16 protein-coding genes are annotated in these 24402 nt (G+C 40.1%); 1 reads left to right on the forward strand and 15 read right to left on the reverse strand.

The annotated features are described in order from the left end of the window. Positions 1-119: 119 nt before the first annotated feature. The 7 genes from Q0R88_RS17770 to Q0R88_RS17800 all read right to left on the reverse strand — a co-directional run bounded on the left by Q0R88_RS17770 (position 120) and on the right by Q0R88_RS17800 (position 6460). Positions 120-1250, reverse strand: a complete 1131-nt coding sequence (locus Q0R88_RS17770) for an efflux RND transporter periplasmic adaptor subunit (protein ID WP_295718685.1) — start codon at positions 1248-1250, stop codon at positions 120-122. A 310-nt stretch (positions 1251-1560) separates the two neighbouring features. Continuing rightward, positions 1561-2166 carry a TetR/AcrR family transcriptional regulator gene (locus Q0R88_RS17775; RefSeq protein ID WP_295718687.1) on the reverse strand — a complete coding sequence of 202 codons (606 nt, stop codon included), beginning with the start codon at positions 2164-2166 and terminating at the stop codon, positions 1561-1563. 414 nt (positions 2167-2580) lie between these two features. Then, complete coding sequence (locus Q0R88_RS17780) at positions 2581-3084, reverse strand: DinB family protein (protein WP_295718689.1); 504 nt, start codon at positions 3082-3084, stop codon at positions 2581-2583. An 18-nt stretch (positions 3085-3102) separates the two neighbouring features. Further along, on the reverse strand, positions 3103-3552 hold the full coding sequence (locus Q0R88_RS17785; protein WP_295718690.1) for a DUF5990 family protein: 450 nt from the start codon (positions 3550-3552) through the stop codon (positions 3103-3105). A 107-nt stretch (positions 3553-3659) separates the two neighbouring features. Further along, positions 3660-4523 (reverse strand): SDR family oxidoreductase, encoded by an 864-nt coding sequence (locus Q0R88_RS17790; RefSeq protein WP_295718691.1) that lies wholly within the window; start codon positions 4521-4523, stop codon positions 3660-3662. A 180-nt stretch (positions 4524-4703) separates the two neighbouring features. After that, positions 4704-5855, reverse strand: coding sequence for an MFS transporter (locus Q0R88_RS17795; RefSeq protein WP_295718692.1), 1152 nt, complete (start codon positions 5853-5855; stop codon positions 4704-4706). A 20-nt stretch (positions 5856-5875) separates the two neighbouring features. Further along, the gene (locus Q0R88_RS17800) at positions 5876-6460 is read right to left on the reverse strand and encodes a Crp/Fnr family transcriptional regulator (protein ID WP_295718694.1); all 585 of its coding nucleotides are present in this window, start codon (positions 6458-6460) and stop codon (positions 5876-5878) included. A gap of 185 nt (positions 6461-6645) precedes the next feature. Between Q0R88_RS17800 and Q0R88_RS17805 the strand changes: the two genes are divergently transcribed. Then, on the forward strand, positions 6646-7803 hold the full coding sequence (locus tag Q0R88_RS17805; protein ID WP_295718695.1) for a putative sensor domain DACNV-containing protein: 1158 nt from the start codon (positions 6646-6648) through the stop codon (positions 7801-7803). A 120-nt stretch (positions 7804-7923) separates the two neighbouring features. Here Q0R88_RS17805 and Q0R88_RS17810 read toward each other — a convergent pair whose 3' ends face one another. From Q0R88_RS17810 to Q0R88_RS17845, 8 genes are all read right to left on the reverse strand, one after another. After that, positions 7924-10491 carry a hypothetical protein gene (locus Q0R88_RS17810; protein WP_295718698.1) on the reverse strand — a complete coding sequence of 856 codons (2568 nt, stop codon included), beginning with the start codon at positions 10489-10491 and terminating at the stop codon, positions 7924-7926. 75 nt (positions 10492-10566) lie between these two features. Then, positions 10567-12915, reverse strand: a complete 2349-nt coding sequence (locus tag Q0R88_RS17815; RefSeq protein ID WP_295718699.1) for a GAF domain-containing protein — start codon at positions 12913-12915, stop codon at positions 10567-10569. Positions 12916-12938: 23 nt separating this feature from the next. After that, positions 12939-16541, reverse strand: coding sequence for a metallophosphoesterase (locus Q0R88_RS17820; RefSeq protein ID WP_295718701.1), 3603 nt, complete (start codon positions 16539-16541; stop codon positions 12939-12941). Then, positions 16534-17160, reverse strand: coding sequence for a phosphatase PAP2 family protein (locus Q0R88_RS17825; protein WP_295718704.1), 627 nt, complete (start codon positions 17158-17160; stop codon positions 16534-16536). Before Q0R88_RS17825 ends, Q0R88_RS17820 begins: the two co-directional genes overlap by 8 nt. A gap of 7 nt (positions 17161-17167) precedes the next feature. After that, on the reverse strand, positions 17168-18040 hold the full coding sequence (locus Q0R88_RS17830; RefSeq protein WP_295718706.1) for an SdiA-regulated domain-containing protein: 873 nt from the start codon (positions 18038-18040) through the stop codon (positions 17168-17170). Positions 18041-18052: 12 nt separating this feature from the next. Beyond that, a complete protein-coding gene (gene ppk1, locus Q0R88_RS17835; protein ID WP_295718708.1) occupies positions 18053-20083 on the reverse strand; it encodes a polyphosphate kinase 1 in 2031 nt (676 codons plus the stop codon). A 39-nt stretch (positions 20084-20122) separates the two neighbouring features. Then, entirely contained in the window at positions 20123-21382 is a 1260-nt protein-coding gene (locus Q0R88_RS17840; RefSeq protein ID WP_295718709.1) for a Pycsar system effector family protein, read from the reverse strand. A 251-nt stretch (positions 21383-21633) separates the two neighbouring features. Further along, complete coding sequence (locus tag Q0R88_RS17845) at positions 21634-24219, reverse strand: DUF3857 domain-containing protein (protein WP_295718712.1); 2586 nt, start codon at positions 24217-24219, stop codon at positions 21634-21636. Between the last annotated feature and the right edge of the window lie 183 nt (positions 24220-24402).

Consider the following 24402-nt stretch of genomic DNA (forward strand, 5'->3'; position numbering starts at 1 on the left):
CAGTCTTAACCCGTTTCTATCTTAATTTTGTTTCTTACAGAGCGCTAAACCAAAGGAGTAGTAAACTCACTGCGCGATTTTCGCAGCTTTCCTGACTTTTGATTCTTAACTCTTGACTCTTATTTTAAAGCGGCAACTTTATCGGTAGCTTTTTGAGGCGCTATTACCATGCCTTCAACTAAGTGGTCCATGCCGCTTAACACAATTTGATCGCCAACTTTAAGACCATCCTTAACCAGGTAGTTTTCGCCGCTTTTGCCAACAATGCCGATAGGTACTTTTTTCACCTTGTTGCTATCTGCAAGGGCAAAAACAAACACTTTATCCTGCATTTCAACCGTAGCCGATTCTGGTACGATCAGGGCATCAGTATGTTGCAAGCTCAGGCGTACTTTACCGGTGTTACCGGCACGTAATAAACCATCCGGATTGGCAAAATTTGCCCTGATGGTGATGGCACCTGTGTTTTTATCAAACTGTCCGTCGATCACATCTATTTTACCTTGTTTAGCGTATTCGCTGCCGTCGGCTAATAATAATGATACTGATGGTAAATGCTTAAGCTTGTCTTTCAAAGTTTCGCCGGGATATTGTTCTTTAAAGGCTACAAAATCTTTTTCGCCTAAAGAGAAGTAAACATGCACATCGTGTACATCTGATAACTGGGTTAGTGCTTCAACATCCTGCGGAGTAACTAAACTTCCTTGTTTTTTAAGCAAACGACCTATGTAGCCGCTTACAGGAGCTTTAATTAAGGTATAACCTAAGTTGATCTGCGCGGTTGATACATTTGCCTTAGCCGATTCGATGTTAGCTTTTGCAACCTGGAAAGCTGCCTTGGCTGTTTTTAACTGGTAATCAGAAACTACCTTGTTTTCAACCAATGGAGTTAGTTTATCTACTTCCAGTTGTGCATTGCCTTCAGCTGCCTGGGCGGCATGTAAGCTTGCAAGGGCGTTGTTTAATGCTGCGCGGTAAGGCTGATCATTTATTTTAAATATAGATTGACCGGCACTTACAAAAGCACCTTCGTCAACAAATACTTTATCCAATGCGCCGCTTACCTGCGGCCTAACTTCTACGTTTACAGTACCCTCAATTGACGCAGGATATTCCTGGAAAGTAGTTTGTGTGCCTGATGCTATACTTGCTACAGGTAATGATGGTGGAGGCGGTGCCTGCTGCGTTTGCGGCTTGGGAGAGCAACCATATAATGTAAGTGCTAAAAGCGCTAAAGTGATACTTTTCATGATGATTAATTTAAAGTGATGGATAGAGTGTTGATTTGTGGCCTCGCGGCCGGTAGATATATGTAGAGTTGATTGTTTTAATTGTTATTATGTGTGTAATTCATTGAAATAATAACCACATAAGTAAAATTAACAGCGCTAACGGCGGTTAGCAGCGGTGTTTGATATGGTTATGTCAGGTGATTTAACGCTGTTGATTAATTGTATGTAGAAGTTGAAATCCATGGTATTACTATTATTAATTTGTTTTTAATTTAAAGTTACTTAACACTGTTAAATAACTTAACACTGTTATTTTTATGTTAAAAAATTACTCAGGTTTTATTGATCTGATGATACCTGTAATAGCATCCATTAATACCTGGCGATTGATAGCGTCTGATGACCCGCGGCTCAATAAGTTGATAGAAACCAAACCATGTACAACAGACCAGAAAGTATAATACTTAGTACAGATCACATCAGACGCGGGATCTTCGATGTGCATTACTTTTCCTATGACATCTGTAAACAGGTCCCATGGCATCACCGATTCTTCGAGTTTATTTACTTCCTCGCATGAGCAATTGGTAGTTATACCAAACATAATCTGGTAAAGCTCTTTGTTTGCAAAGGCAAAATTCCAATAGGCCAACCACATAGCTTCCAGTTGTTTTTCTGGCAAGTTGTGTTGTTCGTGGGCAGTTCTAAGATCTTTAGCCAAAATAAGATAACCCTTACGTGCAAGCTCTAACAGGATAGCCTCCTTGTTGGCAAAGTACTCATATATGATGGGTGCTGTATATTCAATCACATCAGCAATTTTGCGCATACTTAAAGCCTGCCATCCCTCCTCTTTTACAATGTGGAGAGCGGCATCCAGAATATTGATCCTGGTTTCGTCTTTTAAGCGTTGAATACGTTCTTTACTGGCCATTTTGTTTACGTGATAAATTATTTAACAGCGTTAAGCAAATATATGACTGTTTATTGATCCATAGTACCATCGCTTTGTAAAATTGAGATCATCTAAATGTCAGGATGGGGAAGAATTTATGGAATTAGCAGGGAGAATTGAGATAAACTATGTTAATTCTAATAAAAACCCGTATTGTAGGCTATAAAAGCAACGGATTTAGAGGGGGAAGCTGAGAGATAGCGAAAGATTTACGAAGTTTTCAAAACTTCGTAAATCTGACATTCTACAACTTTTGATAGGTGGTTGTAAAATATGGTGATGTTTAAAAAAAGGCTGTCCTGCTGAGCTTGTCGAAGCATGTGGGCAAAGGCCTCTGCGCTCGACCTTTCGACAAGCTCAAGGTGACAGGCCTTTTTAGAATGCGCATACCTTTTAGTCTTTCTTCACCAAATAAGTTAGTTGACCCATATGATATCCCTGATGAATAGTTCTGTTGATCAAAATATTTAATTTATTCCTATGTGGTTCCTTTGCAAAATCTTCGGCAGATACAGCGCTGTGTTTTGTAAACCATTCCTCGGGTTGCATCGCATCAAATTTTTGCTTGAGCGTAGTATTTACATGGTTCCAGTATTCTTTAATATCGGCAATTGACGGTTTTTCAAGCCCCGATGTATCTGAATTTTTTAGGAAGATTTCATCCAATTGCGGGTAAAGCCGGTCGCCAAGTTCCAGAAAGGTAAATAAACCATCGCTTACTGCAGCCAGATGCCCCAGTAGATATATACCACTGTTGCGGCCGGGAGCGGTTTGGGCAGAAAGTTGATCATCCGTCAGTTTATTTAACAGCGCATTTAAACGTGTATTTTGTAATTCCCAGTTTGATATCGCCATTTTTATTAATAGCGCTGTTGTTGTTTCCTGTTGAGTTTCCATTGATGGTGTATATGTTTTTTAATTTATTGGTGATGTTGAGGTTATTTTCCAGCCGTCAAAAGGTTTAACCGTTGCACAATTTGGCGTTCCATCTTTTGCTGTTCCCGGAACTTTGGTTTCTAAAATTAAATTGGATTCTGTTTTAAGCTGATCAATAATTTCCCAGGTAATGCCGGTTAGTGGAATTTTAAGCCTTCTTTCCCAGGAGCCGATCTGCCCGGCTAATCTTCCTATATCTAAATAAATAAAGTTGTTAGGGTATGGGCCTTGTATAAATGGGCTGCTAAATTTGGGTAAACTATCTTTTTGCCTGTCGCCCTTAACCATAATTGTTAAATAAAAATGCAGGTCTGTTGAATTGGATCGCTGTGTTTGCACAGTTTCATATTTGCTACCCGATCCGTTTTGCAAACCAAAGTCAACATTGGCAGGCGGCTTTTGCAGAATAATATGAAGAGACAATTCCATAGCAGATAAATTAAAGGTTCTTAATGTGATATGAAATGCAAACGTGTGTCTCTACAAATAAATTGAAGAGACACACGTTTGTTTTTTTTATGCCGCCAAGGTATTACTTATAAAGTAAATCCGTAATTCTTTGCCCATTTATCTTTGATCTCGGCACGTGATTTTACAAATTCATGATCTGCGCCCTGTGCAATAGCATCCAATGGGTAACGTAAGGGGCGTTCGCCTTTATTAAGGTTAATCAAATCGAGTACGCCATCAGCAATGGTTTGCGGATCCATTTTGTAATCAGCCATTTTGCCAAATAAAGCACCACCCATCGCGTTGAATGTATTTACAGCATCTTGTCCATAGGCTGCAATGATATCTTCCTTATCCGCGTTCAAACCTGTTTTGCTGCCGTTGTTCATTTCGGTTGGGTAAACACCGCTTTGTATTGACACATTCTCTATTCCATAAGCCTTCAGTTCATGATTAAAACCTTCTGTTAATGATTCCATCGCGAATTTGGAGGCCATGTAGGGCACCATGAATGGCAATGTAAAGCCGCTGGCGCCAGTAGAAATATTAATGATAAGGCCATTTTTGTTTGCCCGCATGGAAGGAAGCACAGCATCGTAGGTACGCAAAACTCCGTAAAAATTAACCTCAAACATTTTCTTTACCTGGTCAATGGTATATGCTTCGGCTAAGCCATAACCTGTTATGCCTGCATTGTTCACTAATACATCAATCCTGCCATGTTTGGCCAGAGACTGAGCGAAGGCATTTATTACAGATTCATCACTGGTTACATCCAGCTCAACAACATCTACATTAGGTAATACGGCCAGTTCTTTAGCAGCGGCTTCATTTTTACCGGTTGTACCACGCATGGCAGCTATTACAGTATGCCCCTCTTTAGCTAAAGTTTGGGTCATTAATTTACCAAACCCTGTGCTTGTTCCTGTTATTAAAACTATCTTTTTCATTTTGTTGTGTATTATTTACATAACAAAGATGGGGTAACGCTAAATGCTGCCAAATGACAAAAGGCAAAAAAGAACGTTGATATTTATCAAGAATAATTGGAGTTTTTTTTCTGGAGAAGACCACTATATCAATATAGTTATGAAGCTTTTCGCACAAAGATGCGAGGTGATTCGCTTATTTTAGGCGTTTTCTTTAAGTTGAGATACCATCACAATAATCAATGCCCCGAAACCTGCAACCATTCCAAATGCCCAGCGCAGGCCGGCTGCCTGTGCTATAATGCCTACTGCGGGTGGTATGATCAGGAAACCCAGGTAGCCCACAGTTGAAACAGCTGCGAGTGCCTGGCTGGTATTCATGCTTTGTGATTTACCGGCCATACTGAATACCAATGGCACAATACATGATACCCCCAGCCCTACCATGCCATAACCCATATAGGTGGTGTAGGTATAGGGTAAAATAATGCAAAATAATAGCCCTGCGGTTACCAGGATACCATTGAATGTAAGTACTTTTTTTATTCCTACTGAGGCCACCAGTCTATCGCCGGTGAACCTGCCAATGGTCATGGATACCATATAAACAACAAATGCCGCTGTTGCCGCTGATTTAGACGGATGAACCACCTTTTGAAAATAAATGCCGCTCCAATCATACATCGTGTTTTCGCAAGCCATGGAGGCAAAGCATATCAATGCAAATTTTATAAGATGCTTATCAGGTAATTTAAAGCCAGATGTGGCCGATGTAACAACTGGTTTTTCATAATAAATGTGCGGGTAAAAAATAGCTGTTGTGATAAGCATTGCTATTCCAACTAATAATAGGTGCCAGGATGCACCCACATTATAAGATACCATGACGTATCCAACAGCGGCACCGGCAAAACCGGCAATACTCCAAATGCCATGAAAGTTTACCATGATAGATTTATCGTAAAATGCCTGTACACTCACCGCCTGGGAGTTTGTTGACAGGTTATATATATTGCGTGCCGAGCCAAAGAAAAAAAGTAGTATAACCAATTGCCATACGTAAGTGGTAAAGCCGGGTACACATAATAATAAATTGAAAGCGATAGCGCCAATAAGCATAATACTTTTGCTACTAAAGTGCTTGAGCATTTTCGCGGTTATGGGTATAGTAAGCATCAAGCCTATTGGCAAGGCAAGCAAAACCGCCCCTAACTGCGCCTCGTTTAAATGAAGCTGTTGTTGTATAGATGGTATGCGTGATGCCCAGGACGAATATCCAAAGCCCGAAATAAAGAAGAAAACTCCGCAGGCAAATCTTAATTTCGATCTGTTTGGGACGGTAGCATTATCCATGGCCTAAAAGTAAAAATAAATTACTTACCCGCCATCTGCTTCCGTATCCTGCTCAAGGTTTCTGGCGATATGCCCAGGTACGATGCGATCATATTTTGAGGGAAGCGCTGCAAAAAATCGGGATAGGTATTCAGGAGGTCTATATAACGGTCCTCGGCGGTATTGCTAATAGAGGAATGAATTCTTCTTTGTTGTGAAACGTAACTACGCTGGTCTATCTTTTTTACCATGGCTTCAATAGCAGGGACTTTCTTTTTCAGATCCTCTAGCTGCTCATACGATATTTGCAACAGTTCCGAATCATCAATAGCATCAATATTATAGCGGCTGGGAGTTTTCATAGTGAAGCCTTCATAATCGCCCATCCACCAGCGCTCTATACCAAAACGCACAATATGCTCATGACCCTTATCGTCAACCGTATATTGCCTTAAAGCTCCTTTAGTTACAAATGAGATATATTTACTCATATCGCCTTCCTGCAAAAGGTATTGTCTTTTACGCAGCTTTTTGAGCTTGAAGGATTTTTTTATCACTTCAATTTCTTCATCAGATAATTTTAATGATGAGTAATCTGCTACGTATTGTAAAAAAGTATCAAACATTTATGCGGGATCAGGATTTAAAATAATTTCAAAAATAAACATATAATTTAATCAGCATGTTGCCCAATTATCGGCTAATTGCAATTTTGAGGCATTTGTTTGTGATGGCGATAAAGAACCGCTATTTTTGGGTAGTACAATCTATTTAACCGGCCGCACCAGTCGGAAATCATCTTATAATCAATATGGAATCAAGGAGTATTACCTCTGAACCAACTTATAAAGCTGCCCGCGTTGTAGCTCCGTCATTAGAGCGGCATTTTAAACATTTCCATTCAATGGTAAATGTAGAAAGCGTCGACCTGGCCGCGCCAACACCTGATATTGCAACTATTGAGGCTATTATCGATATATCCTTCTGGGCGAGCCTACGTCGCGAAGAAGGTTATTCGCCAAAATTTACTTTGGCTTTTTTACCGCCTGAAAGCGCCGGACAACCACTGTTGTTTGGACATAAAATAAAACTTGCGCCCAATATTCTTACAAAATTTGCTTCGGCTGTGCAGCAACCGGGGATACACTTAGGCGTTTGGATAGAAGATGGGGAACTTTACGTATGGGGAACAACGCTTGCCATACCTGCCTATTGTTTTGTACTGGAGGTAATAGAGCCTGGATTGCTGGTTGTAAAACACCGGCGTGTTGATGGTTTTGGTAAGTTTGTGAATATAGCCATTTTAAAAGGTGACGATATTAAGGTAGTTGATGAACAAGGCTCTACCCTATCTGACTGCCCCACCATTCTTACCTCTATGCTTGATTTTACCTTGCCATCTTCCTGGAACGATCCGGTGAATGTGCTGGTACAGTTAGCGGCGTCTATGCAAGCTCATAAACGTGGCGGTATACTGCTGGTTGTACCATCCGGGAGCGATGACTGGACAGAATCCATTATTTCTCCTATATCCTACCCGGTTTCGCCGGCTTTCTCTGGTCTTACCGACCTGATGATTCATGAAGGTATTGAAAAATATCATACTTCCTGGCAGGAAAAACTACGCCGTGCAGTTGATACCATTGGTGGGTTAACCTCTATAGATGGTGCCACGGTAATTAATGATAAGCATGAGCTGCTTGCCTTTGGTGCCAAAATAGGCCGTTCATCAAAAAGCACGCGTGTAGAAGAGATTATTGTTACCGAGCCAGTTGTTGGCTGCTCAACAAAAATAATCCACCCGGCACAAAACGGCGGTACGCGGCATTTATCTGCAGCGCAATTTGTGTTTGATCAAAAAGATGCAATTGCTTTGGTGGCCTCCCAAGATGGCCGGTTTACTGTTTTTGCATGGTCGCCAATTGTAAATATGGTACATGCACACCAGATAGATATACTTCTTCTTTAATTAAAAATGTTTATCCTCTGAAGGGAGAATGACAGGGCATCGCCGGGATCAAACTTACGAAGTTTCGAAAACTTCGTAAGTTTTGCGCGATTAGACAAACACGTCATGGACAGGTGAAGCTTAAAACCTCAATCCAATAGTAATGTAAGGTAATGATCCTTCTTTTGAGAAGCCCATCACTGCTTCAATTAAAACCAGTTGCGCAGGGATGATGTAAATACCGCCGCCGTAGCCATCATGCCATTGGCTGGATTTTTCGCCGGGTACCCAAACACGGCCTACATCATTAAAGCCGATAACACCTATTGAACCGGGCAGCAGATAAGATGCAAAATCAAGCACTTTAAGGCGAAGTTCCAGGTTGTTGTAGGCGATAGACTTACCGGTGAACCTGTTGGTATGAAAACCCCTGAAGTTTTGGGTTCCGCCTAATTTCATTAGCTGAAAATAGGTGGCATCTCCAACGGTAGTACCCAAACCAGTTCTGTTGGCTATAACCAGTACCGAGTCCCTGTCGGGATTCAAGTAAAAGCTGAATTCTGATAGTATTTGCCCGTAAGTGTTATGACTACCAGAACTTAATCCTGTAAACCCGCTAAGGGTAGTACTCCAATAGATTCCTTTGGTAGGTATTGTTGCTTTATTGCGGGTATCTAGTTTAGCTGTTACCAGTGCCCCGGTATAAAACCTGGTTCCGAATACATTTTCGGACGGATTTAACTGATCGTAATTGTTTAAAAAACGGTTGCTGTTATTAGATATGCTACTGTTATAATATTGCCCCGCAATACCTTCACTTAGATGCCAGTTACCCTGCGTCTGTCGCAACGAAACATCGGCCACTACAAAATCATAACGATTGCGGTAGTACGAGATTTTTTTATCACCCTTGTTTTCGAAAACAGTGTTGTTACCTATCCCAAAGAAATTACTAAGATTATGGGGTCCGAGTGAAACAAAATTAATGGACAGGTCATTATTCCCTATCAGCTTCCTCCAATTGGCATAATACGTTAACAGGAACGATTGCCTGGACAAGTTATAATTTACTAAAAACTCATTCCTGAAAGCATATGGCTCTTTACGGAAACCATGTTTTTCGTAAGAAAAACCGCCGATAAGAGATATACCAAGATCTGTGCTGTAATTAGCCAGTACAATTGGCTCAAACCTGTTGAATTTAAAACTTTGTTTATCGTATTGATTAACCGCGGTATCTGTTGATGTGCGAATTTTTACCTCTGTTGGGGATGGTAATTTATTCGACTGATCTGATCGATCATATAAATAAAGCTTGCTTTTATTATGCAGATTTTTATCTACATAAAAGCTATCCACCCCATCGCCACCAACCATGCGTACCCTTATAGGCGAGGGCTCAGTACCTGTTACTAAAAATTGGTCATCACCGGCAAAACCATACAATCTTACTTCCTGTGTTACATCCGGTTTAAAAGTGCGTTGATAGGTAACTTTGTCAATACCGCCGTCTTTTTTGATTTTATTTACAGTTACCGAAAGATTACCGCCAGGCAGGTTATTGATGTTGAATTTATCCGTTTTATCGCTCGCTGGAATCTCTACCTCTTTGGATATGAAGCGGTAATATTCCATTGCCTGTTTATCAAGTATATTCCGTCGGGCTATCATTTTTTTGATAATTCCCGGGCCCGAAAGCTTGTATATGGTATCAGGCATCAGTTTAACTGCCCTTTTGATCAAATCGTCGGTCAGCTTACTTTGCACAAAAGCTATCTGCTGTTTCCAGTCATCTTCGCTCAGGGCATTTAAAAAGTAGCGGTCAAAGTAACGGGCATTAAAATTCCATCCGTTAATGTCCCTTATTTCTTCACTATATCCCTGGAATTTTGATTTTAACCACTGATGCGCAACTATCCAGGGGAACAGCCCGGAGGTTTTATAATAAACCTGGTCGCGGTCGCGGGGTACTGGCTCATAGATGGTTTCATGTTTACCTTCCTGTTTTTCCCAGCGCCATTGATCTTCGTGGCGATCCCAGTCGCCCAATAGCATATCCAGAAGGCGGGCCCGTAACACTATCTTTTCATCAACGCGATTATCGTTATCGTCCTGAAGCTTTTGTTGTACTTTTTCGGTGTTCTCAGTTTTTTCAGCATCCAGTGGTTCACGTTCCTCGAACAGGAAAACCTGGTTGGCAAAATCCTTACGGTACTCGCCTAATGCGGGATCATCGGGCACATATACAATTTTAGGATTAGAATGCGGAATTCCTAATGCTGATGCCAATGGTGGCACAGTTAATGCCGAAAACGGATGCGCGGCAGATACCTGGTCCTGTAAAATATCCTTCGCTACTGTGGGCCTCAGGTCGGGCGGTAAGCCATTCTCCGGGTATTTTTGGATGGTCCGTAATACCCATTGCTGCCCTGTGGGGTCTTGCAGGCGTAAAGATTTTGTTTGTTTCCCTCCGCCCCTCTGCAAGATCTTTAAGCCGCCCTTTTCTGTTGATATATGAAAAACGCTGAACTTTACCGGAGCTGCCCATAGTTTACGGTAATTCTCTCCAAGAAAAAAAGGGTGAGTACCGCTTACATCATTGTATTGAGGTTCGATGGCCAATTTTACACTATCGCCTAATGATTGCGCACTTATATTATTAGTGATAAACAAGGCAATTCCCAATAAAAACAGTAATGGAGGTTTCATAGGTTATATGTTGAGTTATCTACGTTTTTAAAACTAACCGGCTATGTATTGATTATTACAACACATAACTTTATTTTATGATTTAAAATCATAATTAACACCTACTCTTAGTGCTTTTAGGCCTGTAACGCCCTGTAATTCTTCCAGGTCGAGATATTCCAAATCATTATTGAGGATATGACGATCTTGCAAGTATTTAATATATTCCTGGTACTCAGTGGCCTCCATCTGATTAAAATATACCATCGCAATTTTACCTGGTTGGGTGAGGCGTTCAACCGTGCCTGCAATTAACACCTTATCTATTCGTTTCTTCACCACCTCATAACGTATGTTATAAGCTCCCTCTACATCAAAACGCCTTTCGTCGTTCCTGAAACTGATATCAATAGCGTTTGAATGTATAAATATCAGCTGTGTAGTTTGTAACGGGCGGGATATCTGGTCGGTTAAGCTGTTGGTTAACTTGGCTATCTCGGCCATAGACCGTAATTGCCAAAGGCGAATATTTTTCAGATACAGCAGATCAAATGCTTTGTGAGGCGCGATAGATTGACCAATATAAATATCATATTCAACCCCGTCGGTTCTGAATTTTTCAAAATAACACGGGAACGATCCTTGTACCTCATCCTGAGCCATCTCCAGGTAATTGTTAATACTGGTGTTGATGAGCTGCATAGAGTTTTCCAGGTTGCGGCGGTTGGCAAATGAAAGGCCGGTTTCTTCGGGCAGGGCATCAAAGTACTTATCAATCACCGGCTTTTCCTCTGGATAGTTTTGCCTGAAATGATTTAAAAACGGATTCAATTCATCCTGCAAAAAGCTATCCAGTGTAAGCTCATCATTGGTAGTTATAAAACCACTAACTTTTTGCAGCCACTCTTCACACTTAAATACCAGGTTATCAATAAGACTGAGGTGAATTTGTGTTTTTACCTTCTTTAAAGTATCTATGGTGAGGACTAACAACGCTTCAAGGTCATCCTGTAAGGCGGTGTTACGCTCTATAGTGGAGTTACGAATATCTATTGCGCCAAACAACGGGTAAACGTTATTAAAAACCACGGTTTCTATTTCCTGGTTCTTATGCTTTTTGTTTCCTTGTGTAAGATAAGTCCAGGCTACTTCATTAAATTTCCATTGTACAGATGGCTGTAGCGAAGTGAATTTATTTTTAATTACTTTCTCTAACTTTTCATCGAATTGGTCGATACTATTTTGCAGTAATTGGGCAATTAACGGAATAGCGGTTTGCAATTTGGACAGCAGCTTTTCGTAAAAGGCTATTTCCTTATACGAGTATACTTCCATTATGCCTACGTTCTTTTTATTATAATAAACCGGGAAAATTCCATACGACTTAATTCCGGATTGTTTTAATACTTTAAGAAAAGGAAATTTCGCTACCTTTTCATCACTGATGATATTAAAAAATAAAGGTTTAGGATTTTTACTGTAATCTTCAGCAACTGACAGAAAAGCCTCTTCGGCCATGCTATATTGCTTTGCTGATGATATTAAAATACTTTGCGAGCATTCATTCTTGTCAAATATCGGCTTGTTATTAACGGTTAAAAACGGCATTAAGCCAAATTCGATAGAGGGATCTTCAGACAAAGTTTTTAATGACTTGATAATATGATCATACTGCTCAGATTCATTTGCGGAGTGATTAACCAACTCATTCCTGATGCTTTCCATCGCATGCGGAAGAGTAATATCCGTTAATGTGATCACCGTAAAACCACGGAACATAAAATTTGATAGCGGTAAGATGTTTTCTAATACCTCTATTCCTTCAAAGCCATTTAGGTAAGGCTCTATCGTTTCAAACTTTAATTTGGGTAATTCGCCTTTTGCAATGATAGTTACAAACTGTGGGTTGGTGAAGATACTGTAATACCTGGTGAGGTTTGTTTCCGGGTCAACATAGCTGTACAAAAGTTCGTTTTTAAGCACTGTGCTAAAACCATACATGCGCTCCAATATCAGGTTGTAAACAAACCTTCTCTGGCGTTGGGTAAACAGCTCACTACCGGGCATATCTACCACGTACAAACCAGAGTGATGACTGGAATGGAAATTAAAGAATGCTTCTGTGCTAAAAAAAATTTTATCAGGTACCGGAGTGCTTAATGCCCAATAAAATTCCTTTTCGTTGAGTATGGGCGGGGTGAGTATGCTAAAAACAAGTTCCAGCATTCCACGGTATTTTTCTGCATGTTCCGGGTTCAATTCCAGGTCTATACAGGTATCCGTTTCAAACTTGTTAAGTACATATTTATAGAATTCACTTTTAAGGGTTTTCTCGGTAATTACACGTTCCTTTAAATGTTCCACAAATGGATTGAATGACAGGCACATATCAACCTGGCAAACAGTACATTCGTTCTTGCTTATATTTAATACTTCGGTGTGCATTTTATTATAAAAATTATCCCTTGTTAAAATCGGAATGCTGTTGAAAGATAAGGATACCATCCTTCTTCAGAGTGCCCGGCAACTATTTTTATTACTACCAGTTTAGCGGGTGCAATATATAAACCGGCACCCGTGCCATTATGCCATTTATCTGAATGCTCTCCCTTTTCCCAAACTCTGCCAATATCATAAAAGCCCAAAAGCCCGGCCTGTCCCGGTACAATATAACTGGCAAAATCAAATAGTTTAACACGCAATTCCAGGTTGTTATAAAAGCTGTATTGTCCGGCAAAACGGTATAATCTATATCCTAATAAGTTATCCTGCCCACCCAAAAACAGGGATTGATAAAAAGCTGTTTTACCAATGGTGATACCGCCACCAATCCTTTCGGCCAGTACAACGGTACCCTTAGTATTTAAACTTTTATACAATGCTGCTTGTGGTATAAGCTGTGTAAAGGTATTTGAATAGCTATTTAAACCCGCATAACCTTGCAGTTTAATATTTACATAGCTTCCCCAGGCAGGTAGGATCTGGTTGTTACGCTTATCGCTGGTAAAATTAACTATTACGCCGGCAAAAAGCTTTTGTTTATCAAAGTTATAACGATCTGTACTTTTTGTAAGTAATGGATTTGTAATTAAACGACCTGTGTTATCGGCATCGTTTAAATTATAGTATTGAAAAGATGGACCGACGTTTATCGTGGTGCCCGATTTACTATGCCAGCTTAAAGCGGGATCAAACTGAACGGTAGTGAACCTGGTACGGTAAAATCTTTTATAGTCGCCTGTTTTGTCAAATACTGTTTCATTGCCACGCCCAAAAAAGTTAAGGCTTTGGGGCGAATTGGCCTGAAATTGCAATAAAAGGTTTGCATTTCCCACCGCTTTTATCCACTCACCATTATAATTAACCCTAAATGCTTTAGTTGAAAATGAATGGCTTACAAACACCTGCTGCACATCATTGTAAGGGAATTTACGAAAACTATCCTGGTGGGTATATTTAAAACCAAGGCCCAGCAAAAAGCCTTCATCGGGGTTTATTTCGATATTGGCAAGCGGCATGGTAACATTAGATAAATTGGTTGCCATGTAGGAGATATTAGCACTATCTGCCGAAAGATATCTACGCACCTTTGAAGTATCACCCGTAAGCTTAAACGTGCCGGGGTCATAAATCTGCACCTTGTTTTTTGATTTGATGATATTATAGTTTTTAACATCCACGCTATCAACAAACCTAAGTTTTATAGGGGATGTGGCGTTATTCAATATCACCCTATCAGCGCCCGCACCAACATAGATCCTAATCTCTTTGGTAATATCCGGCATGAAATTGATATCCATTAATGTATCTCTTACTTTGCCATTATTGTTAATTTTATTGATAACAATGTTGAGGCCATTACCCGGGATATCTTTAATATTCAACAATTCATTTTTGCGGGAGGTGTGGATCTCAACAATTTTATTAGTGATCTTGTAAAACTCTTCCATCGCCGCCGGGATATTTGCACGGCGTTCTTTTAATTGTTTAAATAGTTGATCATGCCTTAATTTATAGGATGATGCCGGAAGCCTTTTTAAGCCTGCTTCTAAAACCTCGTCGGTTTCGGCAGCAACAAAATCATTAACTATTTTTGTCCAGTGCTCGTGATTATATTTTACATCAGGAAGCAGATCTGCAAACATACTGCTCCAGGCAGAGTAGTATATATTACGAATTTTACCATCAAAGCCCTGTAAGTCGGGTTCCAACCATTCTCTTGAAGCAAGATAAGGTAATATACCCTGGTTGGTATAAAGCGCCTGGTCGCGATCTCGGGGAACGCCTGTATAAACAATACCCTTATCGGTTTTGGTGCCTTGCCAGCGCCACTGGTCGCCCCTCCTGTCCCAGTCACCAATTAATAAATCAAGCAAACGGCCGCGTAAAAACGCATCTCCATCTAACCTGTTATCGTTGTCCTTCAACATAACCGCCAGCATTTTTGCGGTAGCATCAGATTTTCCTGTGGGCTCTCTTTCTTCAATCAGTACTACTTTGTTATCAAATACCTTATTGTATTTGCCCAGCTTTTCATCTGGCGACATCACCCCTATCTGGGGATTGGTATGAGGCACGCGTGCGGCATCTGCCAATGGCGGAACGATGAGTGCTGAAAAGGGGTGTTGTGCACTCATGGCATCATTTACCCAATCTTTGGCAAAAGTTTCCTGGAATTCTTCGGGCAGTACTTTTTCCGGACTTTTCTCGACGCTGCGGATCACCCATTCCTTGCCTGTATTATCTATTAAACGTAAGGAATGGGTTTGAAAACCGCCACCCAATTTTTCGGGAGTTAAGCCTCCCTTAAATTCAGAGATTCTGATAACAGGTAATTTAGTATCTGCCGCCCATTCCTTACGGTAGTTTTCGCCAAATATGGTGCGGTGAAATTTGCTTACTTTATTGTAGGAAGGATGCACTTTAACTACCACGCTATCGGCGGTAATTGGTTTAACGGCAGCATCAAGTTCCTCTTTTACACGGGTGTAAGGTTGGGTGTAGGTAAATGCCTGCTTTACACCTGTTGTACTATCAATATAGTAAGTAAAACGGATGCTGTTATCGATCAGCATATCGGCTATAACATACCCTTGAGTAGCATCGGCGAAAAGAGTGTGTGGCCCTTTTGTAGCGTAAGTGCGTTTGGCACCTGCTCCACTTACTACCTGTACCTGGTCGCTCTTAATAAATTGCAGGCCATGCTCATGTCCTGCTACGTGGATCATATTTGGGAAGCCTTTAAAAACACCATCTATTCGCGTTATCATATCCTTATATAAGGGATGATTCAAGTCCTCGGGATTAGGAAAGGATGAACGTAAAAAAGGATACAATGAACCAATTACCGGCAAGGGCACCATTAAATTGCTGTTGAGGGCAGTTAACGGAAAAATATGATCCTTCAAAGAAAACTTGCCGCCATGTGTACCATAGCTTTGAAATGGATGATGTGATGCCAGCAGAATAACCTTGTTGCGGTTCCTGTTCAATATCTCCTCAAATTTATCTATTATATCATCTTTGGTTTTACAATCGCATTCCGCATCATTATTAATCTTGCTATAAGGATATAACCACCATTCACTATCAAAGGCTATAACTGTTAAATTTTCATTCAGATCAATCTCTACCGGATCGGGGCATCCGTTTGCGGGAATCATTTTTAATAAGCTATCCTGTTGCTCATTCAAATATTGCCACTGGCGTTTAATTTTAGCCAGTCCTTGCGGTCCCATTTTATCCCAGTCATGATTGCCGGGCACAAAATAAACAGGTGCGCCGTTAGCACGCATGGGTTGATATTGCGATTGAAGGATCTTTTTTGTTCGTTCTTCATCAGGGCTGCCCGGTAAGCCCATACCTGTTGGGTATATATTATCGCCCAGGTACATTACAATGGTTTTGTTTTTAACGATGTTAGCCGCTGCATGTTTTAAAACATCGCTTTGATGCACCCCCATTTCGCCTGCATCACCTATTAGTATTACCCGGTAACGTACCGAATCCTGGGCCTTTGCGGCAAGCCTGCCCAGGAATAAAATGAATAAGAAAAGTATTTTTTTATTCATGATCAGTTACGGTTGGGTTGTGCTTTTTAAATAACTTTTGATTAAGCCAATGGCCTGCATATGATGTACCTATGCCTACAGCAGCACCTGCTAATACATCCGTTGGGTAATGTTTACCCAGATACATCCTGGAGTAACCTACCGATGATGCCCATAAATAAGCCGGTACGGTTACATACCATTTATGATACTGTATAGATAAAGTGGCTGCTGTTGCAAATGCCAGGCTGGTATGCCCCGAAGGAAAAGACTGATTGTGCGTTGGCGAATTAACAAACACATCGTTAGGGTATCTATCAGCCGGCCTGGTACGATTTACGGTTACCTTAAGAAGATCTGTAACTAAAACAGATGCTCCTAAATTGATAATGGTTTCGATACCATTACGTTTAGCTGTTTCATTGTTGCTGACTAAACCATATATCAGCGTGCCGAAGGAGGCAGCTCCTGCTCCATAATAGGCCGAATTACTGGTATTGCGCCAATATAAGGACGTTGGATAGCGAGGGTTGATACTCTTTAAAATATTAATATCTGGGTTTTGGGCTAAGCAATTATGATAACCTGTAAATGCAATGATTATAAAAAAAATCCAGATCAGTTTCGCGTCTCTTATCATTTTGCTATTATTTAGTGTATTTAAATTTTAAAACATTCCCCTCGCTGGTTTTGCTTCCTTCGTTGGAAATATAAAGGTTATAGTTTGCATCAAATGCCATACCCTCGGGTTGGCCAAACAATGAAGTATTTAGTGGGTAAACCGCTGTTACATTCCAATTAATATCCGTTATTACCAATATTTTGTTAACCGACGACAAAATGTACCACTCATTGGTATTAACGTTTTTCGCTAATGCCGATGGGTGGAAACCAATCCGCTTTTTACCCAGTATTTTCTCAATAGATTTAACGTTGATGCCGAAATCTCCGCTTTGCTTAAGTGAGCCATCGGCTTGTAAGGCAAATATGTAACCACTGCTGCTTTTTGTGGTGTGCTCATCCGTACAATGTTTGCATAAAATATAGAGCTGGCGCGATTTTTCGTCGGCATACATACCTTCATATTCTCCGGGCGGTAAAAGGCCTTCCAGTTTTTGTACGTCGGCTACTTCTTTGCTTCTTATCTGGCTAAGCGGAAAAGTAAACAGTACCCCATCGCTGCGCAACATAATTACCCGGTTATGGCAGATAGCAATATCCTCGTAATCGCCTTTTTTCCCAAACCTGCTGTGGCTAACCTGTTTATCGCCTAATTTAAAGTAAAATACTTTACCCTCCTCATCCTGCTCTGCATATAAGGAATCGCTTTTGCCATTATTGAAAGTGATTCCCGAGATTTCAAGCAATTCGTCGGGCATATTGTATTTTATTGGCTTATCTAGGTTATAGCCTTTAGGACTATCATTTCCATTTCTGTCGGCCCTTTCGGTGCATGATATAAATGAAATAGCACCTACCGAAACAAGTAAAATGGATATATAAATAATGGCTTTACGCATAATTATAACCTTTTAAACCCCACTTAAAAATTTATATATCTCACGCTGCGATTGCACCAGGGGTGGTTTGGCATCGATGTTTATATTCTGCAATTGCGCATTTAGAATTACAGCTTGTACATTATCTTTTAATTGTAGATCAATAATCTGTAAAATTTCGGCCTTTATCTTTTCATCATAAACAGGGAAGCAAACCTCAATACGGCGGTAAATGTTACGGTTCATCCAATCGGCTGAGCCAAGAAATACTTTTTTATCGCCATTGTTGTGAAAGATAAATATACGACCATGCTCCAGGTAACGGTCAACTATACGTCTAATGGTGATATTCTCGCTCATACCCGGTATTCCGGGGATTAAACAACAAACGCTCCGCACAATCATGCTTATTTTAACCCCAGCCTGCGATGCTTCGTACAATTTAGCAATTAGCTTACGCTCTTCCAAATTGTTTAGCTTTATAGTGATGGCGGCAGGTAAGTTTTGTTTCGCGTTTGCAATTTCTTTATCTATTAATTCCATAAAGCCCGATTGCAAATTAAACTGCGCAACCAGCAAATGCTTAAAATTGATAGGGTAACCCTCCGCAGATTTTTTTCCCTTAGATAAGAAAATAAATAGCAATTCCATTTCGCGCAGCAACAATGGATTTGCCGTCATTAAAATATGGTCAGTATAAAAAGCGGCGGTACTTTCATTAAAATTACCGGTAGCCAATAGTCCAGAATATTTATCACGACCATTCACCTGCCTTTTTACCAGCGCTACTTTAGCATGAACTTTAAGTGCTTTATCGCTATAGATGATATTTACTCCGGCGGCCTTCATCTTTTTAGCCCATTTTATATTATTGGCTTCATCAAAACGTGCTTTCAGCTCAACCATCACCCTTACCTTTTTGCCATTATTGGCTGCGCTAATCAGCGCGTTCACAATTCGCGAATCGCTGGCTACGCGATAAAGGGTTACAAATATCTCCTCTACGGTCACATCCGTTGCAGCTTCGTTAAAAAAGCGCAGTATCGTATTGTATGATTGATATGGCGCGTGAAAAATGCAGTCCTGTTTTTCAATATAATCAAACAAAGAACTCCAGCTACCAATAGTACTGTTTGTGACTGGTGCCCAACGGGAGTAGCGTAGTGAAGGATTATTAACCGGTAAGCCCATCAGATCCTTAAGATTATGGTACATCCCGCCCTCAACCACACTTGAACTTTGTAAGCTAAATTTTTCTGTTATAAAATGCAGTATACGCAAAGGAATACCTGGTTGATGCAAAAACCTGGTGGCTATGCCCAGATCACGTTTTAACAGTTGCTTTTCTATTTGCTCGGTTAGGTCGCCCTGGTATTCGTCTTTCAGGTCCAGTTCAGCATCGCGGGTTATTTTAAAGCTAAAGCATCCTTGTAATGTTTCATTCGCAAACAGTTTATCAAGGTTATGCCTGATGATATCATCCAGGAAAATAATGTATTGCCGATCATCAGCACTAACACTGTAAAAACGCGGTAACTGGTTTGAAGGGATATTGAGTATTACATTTCGCTCCTTATCGTCTCGGGTACGAAGATTTATAAAAAAATATAACCTGTTATTTTCAGGGAAAAAGTTCTTTTTGGTGTCAGCTAGATCTATCGGCTGCAAAAAAGACATTACCTGGCTGTAAAAGTAATCACTTACTTTATCGTTAATAGCAACGGGTATAGGCTCATTAAAAAGGAGATTAATCTTATTGTCTTTTAACAAGGGAATAAGCCTGCTGGTAAATACTTGCCCAAATTTTTGCTGCTGATGGCCTATCAGTATTTGTGCTTCCAATAAAACATCTTCCTTTTCGCTATTGCCATGCTTGGCCAGGTTGTGCAGGGCCAGTAAAACCGGCATTCTTACCCGGTAAAACTCATCTAAGTTTGACGAAAATATCGACAGGAAATTTATCCTTTCCATTACGGGAAGATCTTCCTTGTTGGCCTCCAACAAAATACGCTCGTTAAAAAGCAACCAGCTCAGGTCCCTATCAAAAAATGAATAATGATCCATAATCGCAGTATTTATCTATTTAGCTATAAAATTTACTGCTTAGAGCAATGTCGAAATAATGAACGCTGCTACCGAAATAATAAGTCCAAACATGAATATATTATAAGAAGCACGCAACAACCGGTATTTTTTACCTAATACAACACCCTGTGAATAATTGTCGCGGATAAGACTGCCATATAAAAAGTCGCTGTCATCCATCATTTTTATCATACCGTCGGCGTATTCATCCAGCGACATCCGGTAAAAGTTACCAAAGAACAACAGGTTAACAGTTTTCTTTTCAATATCAGCGCGCGTAAACAATCCACTCGGGATGGATGGCCGCGTTGCCAGTATAGAAAAAGTCATCGTTAATAAACTTACGCCAAGCAGCATAAAGGTAGGAATCAGCAGGTTTGAGTGCTCATCAAGCTTACGTAAAACCAAACTGATTATAGCTGATAGAATAATGGAGTTTACCGTAATCATAATATGGGCCTTATTATCGGCCATATCGCTCAGTCGCTGATGGTTGCTTGAGCTAATCCGGAACATGGTTTCTATGCCTCGCTCGGGCTTATCATTTTTATGCTTTTTACCATGTTTATCGTGATCATTTTTGCTGTCATCGAAAGCGTCGGTAATGTTTATTTCGGCAGACTCATCTGCTTCAACATATTCATCTGTTTTAGCAGGTTCTTTTGTTTCGGTTTTATCCTTCACCGTACTTTGCTTTTCTAAAAGTTTGTCGAGGTTTTTTTGTTGCTGATCACCAAGCAACAGGCGGCAATAATCTGTAAAATACCTGTGCGATTGCAATAATTCAATACTGCGGGCACGCCATTCATCTTTATCAATGGTGATACGCTTTACTGCTTCTATCTCTTTGCGAACCATTTTACTCCTTTCACTAAAATCATCGGTTCCTAAATGAAAAAGATCGGCATCGCATAAAATTTCCTGGAGTAAGCCAACTGGCTTCTGAGGCATTTCGGTAGCCAGGATACAGGCTTTAATTTTATCTATCACAGGCTGAGTTACCTTTAATTGTTTCAACTCATGCTCTGCAATACTTATACTTTTTGCTTCATGATCGGCCCTATCCGTAAAGTAGCCGGTGTCATGAAACCATGCAGATGATACTACCACAAAAAAATCCTCATCACTTAGCTGGTAATGGTTGGCTATTTTGGTTGCTGCAGTAACAACATCCTTAGTATGTTTAATATTATGGTATATCAGTTCCGGATCCTGGTAGGCGTCGAAATAGGAAGTGACATATTGTTTTACCTCTTCTAATAGTTGTTGAAATTTCATTTGGATTGGGTAATTGTTTATCAAATTTATTCTAAAATTTTTTATTAAACTGTTTAATAAAAATTATGGGCTTAATTATTGCGTAAGAGTTATTTGAAAATAAGGCAGAATACAAATGATGCAGTCTTATTTTCAAATCTTGTGCCAATTGATAAACAATTTGTTTATCAATTACTTAATGTAAATACCGGATTCTTGAATAATCGATATATCGCTGAAAAACGTAATATATTACGGCATATAGCGATTTCTCATCCGTTTTTAGATGCCGAATGATGTTCTTCGGGCCCTTCGTAACTGTAATTATATGGAGGATACGGCACAATAAAAGTATCCTCTACCCGCGACGACTTTTTAAAATATGGAATCCATATAGCTGCAACTATCATCGCGTAAACCAATATGTACGGATGTGGTTGAACAATTCTGTTGGATTTAATAGTAAGCGTCCAAACAAAATCAACCAGCACAAAAGCAACAGTGAACAGGAAATAACCTGTAATTACTTTTGGCAATATATCGCGCTTGTTCAAGAGTAATACAAGGCAATAAACAGAGTAAAATATTAGGGCTATAAAGCAGGTGACTTCCATAATCACAAATAATTTATAGCTCAGGTTCTGGATGCCAACGCCACCCAAATTCCAGGTTTTAAGGCTGAAGTAATCACCCGCAAGCAGAACAGATATTGAAAAAAATGCAGTTAAGGCCAATAACACAATCACCAATACAAGCCAGCCGCCAACAGGTGTAAATGTTGAACCATAGCTAAAAACAATGCCCGGGGTTTCGCGCTGATAGATCCAAACACCTAAAAATATAAGACCCACTGTAAGGAATCCTGCAAAAAGTATCATAAAATTGTTTGCGTTTGAAGGAGGCTCGTTTACAGTTCCATAAGTAAAGTTGTAACTTAAATCATCATAATTAAGTTTCTTTAAATCGCTTTTAAACTCGGCCAATTTGTTAACCGGCACATTGTCTTTAAGATAAGCCAGCTTATAATTGAGACGCAAGGTATCTCCGGATGAAGAATAATCTGACGAAAATTTGTAATAATCCCTGTTAATGGCGTTAGTACGGTTTGTAATATCCCAACCACCGGGTAATATTACATTAATGGTATAGTCGTAATTAAGAGGATAACTTAGCGATACCGGTGTTTTTATTTGACCATTTATTGTCGGCAACTGTTGCGTTATATAACTGGCATACAAATCAACAGATCGTTTATTGGTTTCAGAATCAGTTTTGAAAAAGTCCTTTATAATATAAGTTTCGGTTGTTGTAAGTACATTCTTTTCCAGGTTATCAACTACACTTACCGAATCCTTAGGCTCAATTCTTGCATATGTTTTTGCATAATATTCCAGGTAGTTCTTTTCCGTTTCGGCCATACCTGATGATGCCAGTCTGCTGCGTATGTCATCCGCTTCGTTGAGGGTATAGGTAGTTTTCACGGTAAATTCAACAGGAGCTTTATCGTTTTTAATTTTATAAATATCGTTATAAACTATACTTCCTGCTTGTGATTGTGGTATGGCGGTGAGCGATTTATTACCCGGTTTTAATACCAGCCCTTTGCCATAATTGGGGAAATAAATATTGGTACCGGTGCCTCCCTGGTAACCAATAGTAGCATCAACCCAAACCTGTTTTCCCTTCACGTTGGCAGTAACCACGGCATGGTCAAAAGCATAGTAAGTAGGTATGTAATCGGCAATGTGTTCCCGTACGCCCGAGTTAACCAATACCATAGATGCATCAATGCCATCCGCTTGCAGCATTGATACCAGCAGCAGCGATTTATCTTTGCAATCTCCGTAACGTTGTTTAAATACCTTGTCGGGATTGTTAGCCCGGTGTGAATATTGCCCTATCTCGATGCCCATGTACCTTACTTCGTCCTGCACGATTTTTACCGCTTCGCGAAAGTATTTTACCTGGTCGGAACCTGTTTTTGTTTTTATTTCGGCTATACGCGCGGCCAGATCACCTTTTATATTGATAGCAGCGGGGTTTATGCTGAGCGCCCAGTTGGTAACAGCGGCCCAATCATTAAACTCGCTGATCTGAACGCGTGCGCGACCCTCATACCAGACTGGCTGGCTATCGTCATAGTGGGCAGCCGGTACCTGGAAGCTTTCGTACTCATATCGTTTTAAGCCACCATTTTGAGTAATAGTTGCTTTAGGTATAGTATTAAAGGCCTTAAAATTTAAATTTCTTTGTAACGACGTGATCCAAACGGTGTATTGATGCGCTACCGGCTGATACCATTGAAAAGAGATATCATCGCAAAATTTTCCATTAAATATAGGGTTACGGCCGGTTAAGGTATATGAATATTCAATGCGATCCCCTTTGCGGATATCATCCAATATGCATAATGCAGAGTAGCTACCCTGGTAAATGAAGTTAGATAGATCCTGTTCATCGGCTATAACTTTAAATGCTGATATGTTTAGGCGGTTGATAGGTTTATTGTTACGCCATACAATGATCTCGTGAAAATCAAGGCGCTTAAAGCTGGGATCAAAACCAACGTTGATCTGCGATGCATTTTGGATCCCGGTTTCGGATACTATTTCTTTTATGATATGGTGATATTCAGCTTGCTTTTCAATATGTACCTGCTGCTCAATAAGGGCATAAAAAAAACCTTTTTCTATTGTACGTGCTGATGGTCTTTGGTTATAGGGTTTACAAATACTTAACCAGGTTGGTTTGGGAGTTACGTGTACTGCTGGTGTGTTTGCTTTAACAACCCGGTTGCCAATTAATAAGAACAGAAAACAAAACAGGAATGTGAGATATAATTTAAAGTGTTTTTGCATACCGGCTATGAAAATAAATAAAGAAGCCGACTTTATGATTATTTATTTAATATTTAGCTTAATCCATGCCCGCCCCAAAGGATATCGGTAAAACAAGCTGGTTTAAAACAACAAATGGAAGTTCTCCCTTAAAGAAAACTTCCATTTATTGTTTTTTGTGAATTTAAATTATCGTGGCTCTTG

The sequence above is a fragment of the Mucilaginibacter sp. genome (genome assembly GCF_025362475.1).
Classification (GTDB): Bacteria; Bacteroidota; Bacteroidia; order Sphingobacteriales; family Sphingobacteriaceae; genus Mucilaginibacter.

What these genes read in the sequence shown, in the direction of transcription:
- Q0R88_RS17770 (WP_295718685.1), bottom strand. Translation starts at nt 1,250, where the DNA reads ATGAAAAGTATCACTTTAGCGCTTTTAGCACTTACATTATATGGTTGC.
- Q0R88_RS17775 (WP_295718687.1), bottom strand. Translation starts at nt 2,166, where the DNA reads ATGGCCAGTAAAGAACGTATTCAACGCTTAAAAGACGAAACCAGGATC.
- Q0R88_RS17780 (WP_295718689.1), bottom strand. Translation starts at nt 3,084, where the DNA reads ATGGAAACTCAACAGGAAACAACAACAGCGCTATTAATAAAAATGGCG.
- Q0R88_RS17785 (WP_295718690.1), bottom strand. Translation starts at nt 3,552, where the DNA reads ATGGAATTGTCTCTTCATATTATTCTGCAAAAGCCGCCTGCCAATGTT.
- Q0R88_RS17790 (WP_295718691.1), bottom strand. Translation starts at nt 4,523, where the DNA reads ATGAAAAAGATAGTTTTAATAACAGGAACAAGCACAGGGTTTGGTAAA.
- Q0R88_RS17795 (WP_295718692.1), bottom strand. Translation starts at nt 5,855, where the DNA reads ATGGATAATGCTACCGTCCCAAACAGATCGAAATTAAGATTTGCCTGC.
- Q0R88_RS17800 (WP_295718694.1), bottom strand. Translation starts at nt 6,460, where the DNA reads ATGTTTGATACTTTTTTACAATACGTAGCAGATTACTCATCATTAAAA.
- Q0R88_RS17805 (WP_295718695.1), top strand. Translation starts at nt 6,646, where the DNA reads ATGGAATCAAGGAGTATTACCTCTGAACCAACTTATAAAGCTGCCCGC.
- Q0R88_RS17810 (WP_295718698.1), bottom strand. Translation starts at nt 10,491, where the DNA reads ATGAAACCTCCATTACTGTTTTTATTGGGAATTGCCTTGTTTATCACT.
- Q0R88_RS17815 (WP_295718699.1), bottom strand. Translation starts at nt 12,915, where the DNA reads ATGCACACCGAAGTATTAAATATAAGCAAGAACGAATGTACTGTTTGC.
- Q0R88_RS17820 (WP_295718701.1), bottom strand. Translation starts at nt 16,541, where the DNA reads ATGAATAAAAAAATACTTTTCTTATTCATTTTATTCCTGGGCAGGCTT.
- Q0R88_RS17825 (WP_295718704.1), bottom strand. Translation starts at nt 17,160, where the DNA reads ATGATAAGAGACGCGAAACTGATCTGGATTTTTTTTATAATCATTGCA.
- Q0R88_RS17830 (WP_295718706.1), bottom strand. Translation starts at nt 18,040, where the DNA reads ATGCGTAAAGCCATTATTTATATATCCATTTTACTTGTTTCGGTAGGT.
- ppk1 (WP_295718708.1), bottom strand. Translation starts at nt 20,083, where the DNA reads ATGGATCATTATTCATTTTTTGATAGGGACCTGAGCTGGTTGCTTTTT.
- Q0R88_RS17840 (WP_295718709.1), bottom strand. Translation starts at nt 21,382, where the DNA reads ATGAAATTTCAACAACTATTAGAAGAGGTAAAACAATATGTCACTTCC.
- Q0R88_RS17845 (WP_295718712.1), bottom strand. Translation starts at nt 24,219, where the DNA reads ATGCAAAAACACTTTAAATTATATCTCACATTCCTGTTTTGTTTTCTG.